This window comes from Terrimonas pollutisoli (assembly GCF_029360765.1).
Lineage (GTDB): Bacteria > Bacteroidota > Bacteroidia > Chitinophagales > Chitinophagaceae > Terrimonas_B > Terrimonas_B pollutisoli.
The window spans coordinates 23,248-37,570 of sequence record NZ_JARKNA010000019.1 but is presented as its reverse complement, the minus strand read 5'-3'; the positions used below and the strand labels follow the sequence as shown (position 1 = coordinate 37,570).

General features: G+C 42.5%; 7 protein-coding genes. 5 read left to right on the top strand and 2 right to left on the bottom strand.

The genetic code is table 11. From position 1 onward, the window contains the following. Window positions 1-7: 7 nt before the first annotated feature. Window positions 8-475 (top strand): 30S ribosomal protein S7, encoded by a 468-nt coding sequence (gene rpsG / locus P2W73_RS21975; protein WP_276504259.1) that lies wholly within the window; start codon window positions 8-10, stop codon window positions 473-475. A gap of 140 nt (window positions 476-615) precedes the next feature. Here rpsG and P2W73_RS21970 read toward each other — a convergent pair whose 3' ends face one another. Both P2W73_RS21970 and P2W73_RS21965 read right to left on the bottom strand, forming a co-directional pair. Further along, on the bottom strand, window positions 616-1,101 hold the full coding sequence (locus P2W73_RS21970; RefSeq protein ID WP_276504258.1) for a hypothetical protein: 486 nt from the start codon (window positions 1,099-1,101) through the stop codon (window positions 616-618). Between the two features lie 252 nt (window positions 1,102-1,353). Next, window positions 1,354-2,061 (bottom strand): DsbA family oxidoreductase, encoded by a 708-nt coding sequence (locus P2W73_RS21965; protein ID WP_276504257.1) that lies wholly within the window; start codon window positions 2,059-2,061, stop codon window positions 1,354-1,356. Window positions 2,062-2,250: 189 nt separating this feature from the next. Between P2W73_RS21965 and P2W73_RS21960 the strand changes: the two genes are divergently transcribed. The 4 genes from P2W73_RS21960 to P2W73_RS21945 all read left to right on the top strand — a co-directional run bounded on the left by P2W73_RS21960 (window position 2,251) and on the right by P2W73_RS21945 (window position 14,265). Next, window positions 2,251-5,133, top strand: coding sequence for a DEAD/DEAH box helicase (locus P2W73_RS21960; RefSeq protein WP_276504256.1), 2,883 nt, complete (start codon window positions 2,251-2,253; stop codon window positions 5,131-5,133). A gap of 287 nt (window positions 5,134-5,420) precedes the next feature. Next, window positions 5,421-7,565 carry an elongation factor G gene (gene fusA / locus P2W73_RS21955; protein ID WP_276504255.1) on the top strand — a complete coding sequence of 715 codons (2,145 nt, stop codon included), beginning with the start codon at window positions 5,421-5,423 and terminating at the stop codon, window positions 7,563-7,565. A gap of 235 nt (window positions 7,566-7,800) precedes the next feature. Next, window positions 7,801-11,658: a DUF7619 domain-containing protein gene (locus tag P2W73_RS21950; RefSeq protein WP_276504254.1), complete on the top strand. Its 3,858-nt coding sequence runs from the start codon at window positions 7,801-7,803 to the stop codon at window positions 11,656-11,658. Window positions 11,659-12,072: 414 nt separating this feature from the next. Next, window positions 12,073-14,265 carry a right-handed parallel beta-helix repeat-containing protein gene (locus P2W73_RS21945; RefSeq protein WP_276504253.1) on the top strand — a complete coding sequence of 731 codons (2,193 nt, stop codon included), beginning with the start codon at window positions 12,073-12,075 and terminating at the stop codon, window positions 14,263-14,265. Window positions 14,266-14,323 lie beyond the last annotated feature (58 nt).

Sequence of the window (14,323 nt, the reverse complement as noted above, 5' to 3'; positions counted from 1 at the left end):
ATAAGTCATGCGGAAAGCACAAGCAAAGAAACTCCCGTTAGCTCCAGATCCTAAGTTCAACGACAAACTGGTTACCCGTTTTGTCAACAACCTCATGTGGGAAGGAAAGAAAAGTGGAGCCTTTACAATTTTCTATGAGGCGTTGGAAAAAGTTGCTAAGCAAACCAACGAAGATGGATACGAGGTTTGGAAGAGAGCTTTGGCAAATGTGAGCCCCGGTGTAGAAGTTCGTAGCCGCCGTATTGGTGGTGCTACTTTCCAGATTCCTTCTGAAGTTCGCCAGGATAGGAAAATATCTTTGAGCATTAAATGGCTTATCCGCTATAGCCGTGAAAGAAACGGTCGTAGCATGGCTGACAAATTAGCTAACGAGATCGTAGCTGCCAGCAAAGGTGAAGGCGCTGCATTCAAGAAAAAAGAAGATACACACCGTATGGCTGAAGCTAACAAAGCTTTCGCTCATTTCAGAGTGTAAAAGATACAAGCACATTTATCCTTAAAGCCATTTCGTATTTACGGAATGGCTTTTTGCATTTATAAATGTATCATCCGAAAGAAAGGCATAAAAAAACCGCCCTGTAGTACAAGGCGGTTTAAGCTATTTTTTATTAATTCCTATGAATACTGTTCACCATTTTCTTCATCACGATTATCGCTTTCGGTTGTTTCTGTATCAACCTCTGACACATCAAATGCGTTGGTAGGAGACGGCATTTCCTCTGCAACATAAGTTTCTGTTACTATTACTGCAGGAACAACTTCCATTTTTTCAGGAGCTGCTTTTTTTACTGCTGCTTTCTTCTTCGGAGCCGCTGCCTTTTTCTTGGGTGCCACTTTTTTCACCACCACCTTCTTTACAGCTTTTTTCACCGCTTTCTTTTTCACTGCCACTTTTTTTGCTGTTTTCTTTTTCACAGCTATTTTTTTCGCAGCTTTTTTAGGCGCCGCCTTTTTTTTAGCCGGCGATTTTTTAGCAGCTTTCTTTTTTAGAGCTACTTTTTTAACAGCTTTTTTAGGTGCGGCTTTTTTCTTTACCGGTGATTTTTTAGCTGCTTTTTTTCGCGGAGCAGGTCTTGCTTTCGCTTTCTTTTTAGAGGGCATACTACAAGATTTTGGAGTTAATGATGAAAAAGAATTAATTAAGTATTGAAGTTAATAATGATTCACATTCCAATACTAATTAAATGAATTTTTTTTGCAGCTTTTGTTCTTTCCCCATCGATAAGGAAAGAAACTACGGATTTGTACTTGCAGTCCCGCCTTTCTCAAGGTGTAAAAAATGATCGGTAGTCTGTGCCGGCAGAACAATTTGATTGGTTATTTTACTGTAAAAAGTTGCTCTTGTCCTTTTAACTAAACACAGTTTTTGCCGGGCTTGCAGGCTTCCACATCGCCACCGATCTCTTTCAATTCGCTTTGTTGCTTTTCCCACTCACCCCAGGCCTTTGTTAGAGCACCGAGAAATGTCTCGCTGGCCTGAGCACCTGTTACCGCATACCTGTCGTTGAAGACAAAATAAGGTACCCCTCGCACCCCTATTTGCTGCGATTCATAAATATCCCGTTCAACATATTCGGCGTATTCATGACTGGCAAGCATTTTTTGAATGTCCGCAGCGTTAAGGCCGACTTCAGTACCAAGAAGAATCAGCGTTTCATGATTGGAAGTGTCCTTACCCTCTATGAAATAGGCGCTGAACAGCCGTTCCTCCATTTCGTCTCCTTTGCCATTTGCTTTGGCGAGTTGTATCAATCGGTGAGCGTCAAAAGAATTAGCGACTATTGCTTTATCGAAGTCGTAGTGGAGACCAACCTCGCGGGCCATTTGGGTGACATGCTCGTTCACTTGTTTAGCTTGCTCTACGGTCCATCCCTTTATCCTGGCCAGGTATTGATTAATGTTTTTACCGGGATCGGTCTTCATGGCAGGATTCAACCGGAAACTTTTCCAGACCACTTCAATGTCTTCCTTATAGGGAAATTGTTTGAGAGCTGCTTCGAAACGGCGTTTTCCGATATAACAAAAAGGGCACATTATATCTGACCAAATCTCTACTTTCATATTATTTTGTTGTACAGTTTAACAGAAATAAGACGGAAAGGTTGACTGTAATGAGTTTGTCTGCAGTTGGCAATCTCCAGTTACTGATAACTGGTAACCGATAACTCAAAAAAATCCCACTTTTCTTTTTTCGGGTTAAGTTATAAGTTTGCCGCTTTCTTTTAGTGCGGTGATTAATCCTTTACATTCATGAAAAATAAAGAGATTCCAAGGCTGGCGTTTTTATTATCTCCCCATAAGTTGCTGGAAACTCATATTATTCTTCAGACACTTCGTATAGTAAAAAATAATGCGTCTTTAAATTATGAGCTGGGTGATGTTAACCCTGTCGAATTAAGGTCATTATTTCCCGATCTGCCCAAACAAGTACACCTGCAGTTCAAAGAATTTGGGAGAGAGGCGATCGAGAATGCCAAAAAAGAAATAAAGCAGCGTCATACAAAACAAAAAGCAGGAGTGGCTTACCCGGCTTATTTGCGCCAGGCAATATTGCGGCATTATCACCAGTTGATGGAAGGGATAAAGCCGTTTGCATCCTTGACGAAATGGTACCATACCAAACAGCTAAACGTTAACAAGCATTTTTCCACGGTGCCCTGCCGGTTTAGCGAATTCAGGCCGCAACTGAAATTTGAAGTAGTACAGGAAGGAGAGAGGTTGCAATTGGTGACCCATATTAACATTAACGGAACTGATTACCGTAACACCGATTTTGTCCGTCATTATTTTTTGCTCGAGAGCAATAATGAATATTTTATTCTCAGCTATCGGGATTATCAAACGCTGGAGTGGCTTGCACAACAAAAGCCTGAACAATATGCCCTGGATGCAACCGCATTATCGCAACAGATTTTAGCCGAGCTGGAAAAAAATTATACTGTAGTCCGAAACAATCTTTTTGACCAGCAGGAAATAGAAAGTATACCCATTAACCGGGTAATGCTTAGTGAGCTAAATAATACGTTCCTGATGCTTACGCCACAGTGGATGTATGAGGGTTATGTCGTAGAAGGCCCATATAACGAGACGGCTAAATTTTTGCAAAAGGGCGAAGCATTTGTCGTGAAAAGAAGTGAGCAGGCTGAAAAACATTTTTTGCAACTGCTGGAGTCGCTGCATCCCAATTTCCCTAATCAACGAAATGGTTATTATTATCTCTCTTTTGCCGATGCACAAAAGAAGCAATGGTTTTTAAAAGCCTATCATCATTTATTGACCTCGGGTATTGAGCTGCTGGGGATGGATATGCTAAAGCATTTTCGTTATTCGTCACATACCGCTGAAACAGAAATTAAGCAGTTGCATGAAAATGAAAAAGCGGTGACGCTGGCATTAAGGGTAAGATTCGGTAAAGAAGAGATTCCTTTACCTGAACTTCAAAAAATTTTACTGGCGGGTCAAAGAGCCGTATTGTTGAAAGATGGAAGTATGGGTGTGCTGGGTGAAGAATGGTTGAAGAAATATTCAACGATTATCAAACACGGGAAGGTCGGCAAAAACGAAATTACTATCGCCCGGTGGATGGCCATTAATGAACTGCAGGCCGCAACTGAAAATAATACAACAACAGAGGATCGTATTTTGAACGGCGTCATTAAAAAAGACTGGTGGCTTCGCTGGCAACAATGGCAAGGGGGTAAGGAACAGGTTTACCCTGTTCCCCGTACCGCAAACGTCTCTCTTCGGCCTTACCAGCAAAAAGGTTTTGAATGGATGATGTTGTTGGATGAAGCCGGCGCCGGTGGATGCCTGGCTGATGATATGGGACTGGGTAAAACCATACAGGCTATTTGTTTCCTGGCAAGCAAAATAGAAAGGAGCCCGGCGGCCAAACATATTATCATTTGTCCTTCGTCGCTCGTTTATAACTGGCAACAGGAACTGGAAAAATTTGCGCCATCCATAGGTGTTGTTGTCTATCATGGTAACCAGCGCAAACCGGAACTATTACAACAACACAATACTCATGTCATCATTACAACCTACGGTACATTAAGAGCGGATGCTGAAAGTTTGCTTTCGCAGACTTACGGCGTTGCAATTATCGATGAAAGCCACAATATTAAAAATCCATCAGCACAAATAACAAAGGTTGTTACTTCCATACAGGCAACGATCTGCATGGCGCTTAGCGGAACACCAGTTGTCAATAACACATTCGACCTTTATTCGCAGTTGAATATGGTATTGCCGGGTATGTTTGGCAGCCGTGAATTCTTTAAACGGGAGTATGCAGATGCAATTGACCGCTTTGGCGATGAAGAAAAGATATGGGCTCTTCAAAAATTGACCGCACCCTTTATCTTAAGACGTACCAAAGAGCAGGTAGCAGGTGATTTACCCGAAAAAACAGAATCTATTCTGTGGTGCGATATGAGTCCGGTGCAGAGGGAGTTATACGACAATATAAAAGAGCAGATCAGAAGCAGCCTTTTCCTTGACATAAAAACACAGGGTCTTGCTAAAAGTAAGTTGGCCGTGATACAGGGCATATTGAAGTTGAGGCAGGTTTGTAATTCACCCCTACTATTACCCGAAGATGAACAAACCTGTCAGGAATCGGTAAAGACCGATGTGTTGCTGGAAGAGTTAAAAAACATTCTCCCAAATCATAAAGCGCTGGTGTTTTCACAATTCAGCACCATGCTGGACTTACTGGCTACTGAATGTGATAAGGAAGGCATTTCCTATTATCATTTTGACGGTCAAACGCCACCGGCTAAACGGACGGAAATGGTCAATGCTTTTCAGCAGGAAGATAATAAGGTGCATTTATTCCTGATAAGCCTGAAAGCCGGTAATGCCGGGCTTACTCTTACGGCGGCGGATTATGTATTTCTTTTTGACCCATGGTGGAATACAGCTGTACAACAACAGGCCATTGATCGCACTCACCGGATTGGGCAAACTAAAAATGTGTTTGCCTATAAAATGATTTGCAAGGACACCATCGAGGAAAAAATTATTAAGCTGCAGCAAAAGAAAAAGCAATTGGCAGAAGACCTGGTCTCGGCAGACGAAGGCTTTGTAAAAGCTTTGAGCGAGGAAGATATTGCTTACCTGTTTGGCTAAGAATTACGGTTGATAATTTAGCGTTGGAAGTCTGGATATTACTGTCGGGAAGAAAATCACAAGACTGAAAATTAGTGCTGAAACCAGTTTTCCACAGCCAGGGTTAATCAATATTTAATCCTTTAAATTTTGCTGATTTCCCCTACCTTTGCGCCCTAAAAATTGGCGAGCTATGCCCGTCAATTTACAGCCGAAAAACGGCCAGAACCCTGAAGTGTGCGACGCAACAGGCGCTGATCAGGGACCTGAAGCCGGTCAAACAAAAAATACACACAATTAATAACAAAATGGCAGACTTAAAATTTCAAAGAAACTTTGGTATTGCGGCTCACATCGATGCCGGTAAAACCACTACTACGGAGCGTATCCTCCGCTACACCGGTATGATCCACCGTATTGGTGAGGTGCATGATGGTGCAGCTACTACCGACTGGATGGAACAGGAAAAGGAGAGAGGTATTACGATCACGTCGGCTGCCGTAAGCTGCCAGTGGAATTTCCCGACCGTATTGGGTAAAGCAACTGCCGACACCAAAAAATATTCTTTCAACATTATTGATACTCCGGGTCACGTGGACTTTACTGTGGAGGTAGAGCGTTCTATGCGTGTACTGGATGGTTTGATCGCCCTGTTCTCAGCGGTTGACGGTGTTGAGCCCCAGTCTGAAACAGTTTGGCGCCAGGCCAACCGTTATGGTGTCCCCCGTATAGGTTTCGTAAACAAAATGGATCGCTCGGGTGCTGACTTCCTGATGGTAGTAAAGCAGGTAAAAGAAATGCTGGGTTCTAAAGCAGTGCCTCTTCAGTTACCTATCGGTGCTGAAGACAATTTCAAAGGTGTGGTAGACCTGATCAAAATGAAAGGTATCATCTGGCATATGGAAACGGAGGGAATGACCTTTGATGAAATTGAGATCCCTGCTGACATGGTTGAAGAAGCACAAGAATGGAGGGCTAACCTTGTAGAAGCAGTGGCTGAGTATGATGATACCCTGATGGAGAAGTTTTTTGAAGATCCGAATAGCATCAGCGAAGATGAGATCCATGAAGCAATTCGTAAAGCAACAGTTGACCTTAGCATTGTTCCAATGATGTGTGGTTCTTCTTTCAAAAATAAAGGGGTACAAACTGCATTGGACGCCGTTTGCCGTTACCTGCCTTCACCGATTGATATTCCTGATACAGTTGGTACAAATCCCGACACTGGTGAACAGGAAACCCGTAAAGCTGATCCTAAGGCGCCTTTTGCAGCATTGGCCTTTAAGATCATGACCGATCCATTTGTGGGTCGTTTGGCTTTCTTCCGTTGTTACTCCGGTCACCTGGATGCCGGTTCTTATGTGCTGAACGTAAGAAGTGGTAAGAAAGAACGTATCAGCCGTATCATGAAGATGTTTGCCAACAAACAAAACCCAATCGATTTTATCGAAGCTGGTGATATTGGTGCAGCAGTTGGTTTTAAAGAGATCAAAACCGGTGATACTTTATGCGATGAAAATCACCCGATCACCCTGGAGAATATGTTCATCCCTGAGCCGGTTATTGCCGTGGCAGTAGAACCAAAAACACAGGCTGACGTAGATAAAATGGGTATGGCTATTTCTAAACTGGTGGAAGAAGATCCTACACTGCGTGTAAATACAGATGAGGATACCGGTCAAACCATTCTTCGCGGTATGGGTGAGCTTCACCTGGAGATCATCATTGATCGTATGCGCCGTGAGTTCAAAGTAGAAGTAAACCAGGGTGCGCCCCAGGTGGCTTATAAAGAAGCATTCAATGCCACAGTTGAACACCGTGAGACATTGAAAAAGCAAACGGGTGGTCGCGGTAAATTTGCCGACATCCAATTCAGCCTTGGACCGGTAGATGCAGAATGGAAAGCTGAAAATCCTGATAAGAACTACCAGTTTGTGAACGATCTTTTCGGTGGATCTATCCCCCGTGAATTTGTTCCTGCTATACAAAAAGGATTTGAGCAGTCAATGACTACCGGTGTATTGGCCAGCTATCCCGTTGACAATATGAAGATCCGTGTATTTGACGGTAGCTTCCACGCGGTTGACTCTGATGCGATGTCTTTCGAGCTTTGTGCTAAGCAAGGTTTCCGTGAAGCAGCAAGAAAAGCAAAACCTGTTTTGCTGGAGCCGATCATGAGAGTAGAAGTAATCACGCCTGCGCAATACATGGGTGATGTAACCGGTGACCTTAACCGTCGTCGTGGTATGATGGAAGGTATGGATACAAGAGCAGGTGCTGAAGTAATTAAAGCTAAAGTACCATTGAGCGAAATGTTTGGTTATGTAACCCAGCTTCGTTCATTGAGCTCTGGTCGTGCATCTTCTACCATGGAGTTCTCTCACTACAATCCTGCACCAAACAACATAGCTGAGGAAGTAATCGCAAAGGTTAAAGGCAAAGTAAGTGCTTAATAGAATGGCGATGTAGTTTCCCTCTCCTTTTGGAGAGGGACGGAAGGGTGAGGCTGCTGAGGAAGTGATTGCAAAGGTGAAGGGGAAGGTGAGTGCATAAGGAATAATTTCTATTCATAAAATCCTGCTTGCTAAAAGCAGGATTTTATGTTTGTGCATGATTTTAAATTAACGTGTTTGCTATAAAAGTTTCAGGGTATTGTATATTTTTATTGCCCAAATTATATACGCTGCTATGACTAAACTTTATCCTTACTCTTTGAGTCGATTTCCCCGTGACATTTTTACATTTAAGTTTTATTTGCTTTTCTCTTTAATTCTGTTTTTCAATTTTTGGGCTACGTTCTGCTTTTCACAAGCGCCAGGTATAGTATCCACGAAATACCTGGGTACTGCTTTTTCGTCCACGGAAGAACTCATTTATGATAGTAAAATTCATACCGACGGAAATTATGTAATCGTTGGAGTGGATACGGGTTATGGGTTTAATAAAAGTGAAGCTCTGTCAAAAAATTTAAAGGGCAGGCCATGGATTGCCATGGTAGACACCTCTGGAAACAGAGTCTGGAATCGTGTTCTTGAAAAAGGAGGGTTATACACCCATAATAGTGGGTTTACTTCTGTTTGCAAATCTCCTGATGGCCTTTATGTTGCGGCAGGATTTGGCAAGTCGACTTCTGATTTTATTGTAGCTGCTTACAATGCCGCCGGCACATTAATATGGGATAATGCCTATGGCGGCAGTGGGGTTGACAGGGCCTACAGTATTCAACCGACCTCTGATGGAGGGTTTATTCTCACTGGTTATACTAATTCAAACGATGGCCCGGTTACAGGAAAACATGGCGTCGATTCCGCTGATGTATGGGTAGTAAAAATTGCAGCAAACAGTACTATTCAGTGGGCGAGGTGCTACGGCGGCACTGGTGAGGACTTTGCATATTCTATTTTACCAACTGATGACGACGGTTACATTGTTGCCGGCACTTCTCAGTCCAGCAATGGAGATTTGACCGGCAATAACGGTGGTTCGGATGGCTGGGTATTTAAAATTGACAGTGATGGAGACCTGGTATGGCAAAGGGCGATTGGTGGCCCCGGTAATGAAGAATTCCGGAGTATTATATTGAATGCTGATAGTTCTTTAACACTTACCGGTTATGCACAATCAGGCAGTGTTCTGTCCAACGGAATTAAAGGCAATTCGGACCTGTGGGTGATAAAAATTGATAAGAATAACGGCAATACAATTTGGTCCAAAGGTTTTGGGGGAACACTGAACGAACAAGGGTTTTCGGTTGATAAAATGCCAGAAGATGGATTTTTGGTAGCCGGATTTACCGAATCGTCTAATGGTGATGTGACAAACAAAGCAGGTGCTGCAGATGCATGGCTTCTTAACGTTAATAAAGATGGTGCATTGATTTGGCAGAAGACAATGGGAACCAACAGAAACGAATTCGCAACCAGGGCTCATTTTATTTCGCCTGCTAAATATGTGGTAACAGGTTTTGGTAAAAGTAATAACGGCGGAAGTGATAGCACAGATGGTTACATCGTACAGTTGGGCACTATCGCAGAATTAAATGGTACTCTCATCTATCCTCGCCCCATTAGTGGTGGAATAGTTAAAGCTGTCAAACCGGGAAAAGAGTATGCGACGGTTCCGTTTGACGGCACATACCAATTAAGTCTTGATACGGGAGTTTATACGGTTACCTATGATTCACAAAGTCCATACTACTCTACTGCTGAGACTAAAGTGGTAAACGTAAATGCTTATAATAAGATTTTTATTGCCGATTTTACAATAACAGCAATTCCGTCTAAACGAAATCTGACAATAAGTGCTGTTCCATTAAACCCGGCACGTCCCGGTTTCCCAATATCTTACTTAATTAAATATGGTAATAAGGGTACCGATACTATTACGTCGGGACAAGTCAAATTTATAAAAGACAGCCGATTAAATTTTGTATCTGCGATACCTGCTATTAGTTCGTCAGCAGGTGATACACTTAAATGGAATTACTCTTCATTAAAACCTTTTGAGGCTTCAACAATTCAACTAAAATTGGCAGTGAAGGCGCCGCCAGCCATAAACATCAATGACAAACTTGAATCAATGGCTGTGATTACTCCAACGGTTGGAGATATTGATCCCACAGACGATACTGCGAGGGTAATACAATGGGTGGTCGCTTCTTATGATCCAAACGATAAAGCAGAAAATCTGGGTGGGTTTGTTTCTGCCAAACAGGTATCGCAGGGAATGTATATCAATTATATCATCCGTTTTCAGAATACCGGCAATGATACGGCGTTTAACATTTTTGTGAGAGATACTTTAGATAATAAACTGGATTGGGCCAGTTTTCAAATGGTGGCAGCTAGTCATTCTTATAAAACAATTATAAAGAATAAAAATCAAATTGAATGGACATTTTCCAATATAAAATTGGTCGATTCCGTAGCAAATGAACCATTGAGTCATGGCTATATTATTTATCGGGTCAAACCTAAAACAAGCCTTGCAACCGGAGATATTATCAAAAACTCTGCGTCAATTTATTTTGATTTTAATTTACCAGTCAAAACAAATATCCTGCAAACAATAGTCAATAGTACTCAGCCAACGATAACTTCATTTACACCTACGAGTGCAGCAGCAGGGGCGTCAGTAACCATAACAGGTGCCAACTTCACCGGGGCAACTGCTGTAAGCTTCGGAGGAATAGCTGCCGCATCATTTACGGTTAATTCATCAACAAGCATTACAGCAGTTGTAAGTACAGGTGCATCAGGAAATGTAAGTGTTACTACGCCAGGAGGCATAGCGACACTGGCTGGATTTACATTTATTCCTCAGCCAACGATAACTTCATTCACTCCTGCGAGTGCTGCAGCAGGAGCATCAATAACAATTACGGGGACCGACTTCACCGGGGCAACTGCTGTAAGCTTCGGAGGAATAGCTGCCGCATCATTTACGGTTAATTCATCAACAAGCATTACAGCAGTTGTAAGTACAGGTGCATCAGGAAATGTAAGTGTTACTACGCCAGGAGGCATAGCGACACTGGCTGGATTTACATTTATTCCTCAGCCAACGATAACTTCATTTACGCCTACGAGTGCCGCAGCAGGAGCGTCAGTAACAATAACAGGTACCAACTTTACCGGGGCGACAGCAGTAAGTTTCGAAGGAATAGCCGCCACATCATTTACGGTTAATTCGGCAACAAGCATCACAGCTGTTGTCGGAGTCGGAGCGTCAGGAAATGTAAGTGTTACTACGCCGGGCGGTATAGCGACAATGGCCGGGTTTACATTTACTCCTCAGCCAACGATAACTTCATTCACACCTACGAGTGCAGCAGCAGGAGCGTCAGTAACAATAACAGGTACCAGCTTTACCGGGGCGACAGCAGTAAGTTTCGGAGGAATAGCCGCAACATCCTTTACCGTTAATTCACCAACAAGCATCACAGCAGTTGTTGGAGCTGGAGCATCAGGGAACGTAAGTATTACTACGCCAGGAGGCATAGCGACACTGGCTGGATTTACATTTATTCCTCAGCCAACGATAACTTCTTTCACTCCCACAAGCGGCGGGGCAGGAGCATCAATAACAATAACAGGTACCAACTTTACTGGCGCAACGGCCGTAAGCTTTGGAGGAATAGCCGCAACATCATTTACAGTTAACTCATCAACAAGCATTACAGCAGTTGTCGGATCAGGTGCTTCAGGTAATGTGAGTGTTACAACTCCGGGTGGAACAGCCACCTTAGCAGGATTTACATACACAGTCGTTACCGCAATAGATCCTGTGCCCGGCAGCAGTTTAGGTATTCGTTTGTATCCAAATCCAACCAGAGGTAGCTTCATAATAGATACGCTGAAACTGTCGGACAATTGGGAAACACTGGAAATTTTTGACATGGACGGAAGGAAGAAACTGGCCAACTTTACTATAAAAAATAAAACCACGGTCAGCATTAATATAGGTCACCTGGCCAACGGCTTTTATACTGCCATACTGAGAAGAAGGAACGGACAGCCTGCCGTGATCAAGTTTATAAAGCTATAGCGCAGATATGCCTAAAAAAAGAAAAGAAAGAAGTCCTGTTTTCAAAAAGCAGGACTTTCTTTTTAAAATAGTTGAATTAGTTAATCTCAATCAAGCAGATTTCCTAAACATGGCATTCATTTTGCAGATTTTGCGGCCGGAACTCACTCCGTTTTTAAAAATCCTGACATTAAGGCTACAATAGCCATTTTATGAAAAGCGAAAATCTTAAAGGTTAAGGGCTCAATCTTGAGCCTTTTTTCATTTCCCTCCCTTTTGTATCTTGAATCGCTGATGCTGAATCACTAACCCGGTTAAGTTCATATTCATGATGAAACGTCCATGATAAAATTTTCATTATATCACACTAGGGTCCGCCGCGGCGGATTATCATGGTAAGTTCCATTCGGCCAAAATCAAATCAAAAATTTACGAATGAAAACAATTCCTGTTTTTTTTCTTTCGCTATTGCTAAACGTAACAATTCGCGGCCAGGAAAAGGTTTTGATAAAAGGAATGACGATCACCCGTTCGGTAAAAATTAAGAAGGCCATTTATAAATTAGATGCTCCGTCAGGTTCCAATCAATCGTCCAATATTATTGTTGAAGGCGATAATATTATCATTGATTTTAATAATGCTGAACTGAAAGGAAGTAATAAAAAGCTTAACCCGGATGAATTTTTCGGGATAGGCCTTATAGTTAGGAACAGTAAAAATGTAACGCTCAAAAATTTAAAGGCAAAGGGATACAAAGTGGCTTTGTTAGCCACTAACGTTGAAAAATTAACACTCGAAAATTGTGATTTCAGCTATAATTACCGGAGGCATCTAAACAGCACCCAGGAAAAAGAAGATATTTCTGACTGGATGAGCTATCATCAAAATGAAAAAGACGAATGGCTTCGCTATGGTGCCGCCATGTATTTGCGGAGTTGTAGTGCTGTCACGATCACAAGCTGCAAAGTGACAGGAGGGCAAAACGCATTGATGATGATGGAGTGTAACGATGGCTTGATCTACAACAATGATTTTTCGTTCAATTCAGGAATCGGCATCGGTATGTATCGCAGCAGCGGAAACAAGGTGATGTATAACCGCGTCATTTTTAACGTAAGAGGGTATAGTCATGGAGTCTACAACCGCGGACAAGACAGTGCGGGTATATTGGTGTATGAGCAAAGCAGCGGGAATCTTTTTTATAAAAACAATGTTACGCACGGGGGAGATGGTTTCTTTCTTTGGGCGGGACAAACCACCATGGACACAGGGAAAGGTGGGTGCAACGATAATATGATTATTGGGAACGACTTTTCCTACGCCCCTACAAATGGTATTGAAGTGACATTCAGCCGCAACATCATAAAGGATAACCGGGTTTTCGAATGTGATCACGGTATTTGGGGCGGTTATAGCTTCGAATCCACAATTAGTGACAATAAGTTCCGGGACAACCGTATTGCTATTGCTATTGAGCATGGTCAAAACAATACCATTACGCATAACCTTTTTTCAAAAGACAAAGAGGCCATTAAACTCTGGGCAAGAAAAGAACAGCCCGCCAATTGGGGATATGCCAAATACAGGGACACAAAAAGCCATGATTACACTATTATTTCCAATAGTTTTAATAGCAATCCGATCGTCTTAAATCTCAATCGTACAGAGGGGTTGAATGTGTTTAGCAATACTATTGCGGGAAGCGATACGGTTTATAAAACTGATTCGACAGTTGTTGGTCTTGACACGGCTATCAATTATGATTTAGTGAAAAAAGTGGAGGAGGGGGAGAAGGACATTTCGATTCCAGCAGTTAGTAAACCTAATGATCCTTTTAAGGGCAGTGGCAGACTTGCTGGCCGGAAAAATATCCTGGTAAACGAATGGGGGCCTTATGATTTTCGGTCGCCTATTATCTGGAACACGAACCCGACTGATAGCACCGATATTTTAAAATTTGATTTGGTGGGGCCAAAAGGAAAATGGAGACTTAAAAGTTTCAAAGGAGTGAAAGATATATCTGCAATGAACGGCACATTTCCTTCCAGTATTACAGCTACTAAAATCCAGGGCGATAAAACAGATATCTTGATACAATTGGAATATATCGGTGATCGAATCACAACGCCATTGGGACAAATGATACCGGCGGGAAAGCCATACCAATTTTCATTCAGTAAATTTTTCCAACCGGTCAATTTCCAGGTAAGGTGGTTTGCCCTCGATACTACCGTTCACAACCCGATTACAAGCGGCGAACTCTTTCCTCCGAATGTGCGAATGCAGCCTATCAAAAAAGAACAGGTTAAAAAGCTGGATTATGCCTGGTGGGGTGGCCTGAAGGCAGAAGATCACTACAAGCAATTTATCACAGTTGCTGAAGGTGAGGCGGTGCTGGAGAAAGGGGAGTATGAATTGGGATTAACATGGGACGATGCCGTGCGGTTATACGTGGATGGAAAGCTATTGATCGACGAATGGAACCCGGCACTATACAAGTTTGATGAATCGCCCCACAGGAAAATAAAACTTTTGCTGGGTGGGAGGCATACATTTTTAGTAGAACATCTTGAGCTAGGTGGCTTTGCTACACTAAGCCTGGGATTAAAAAAAATAAATAACCCTTAAAGGGCAGCGAACAGTCACCCGCTACCAACAGGCGTTAGGAAATATCCACAAATAAATT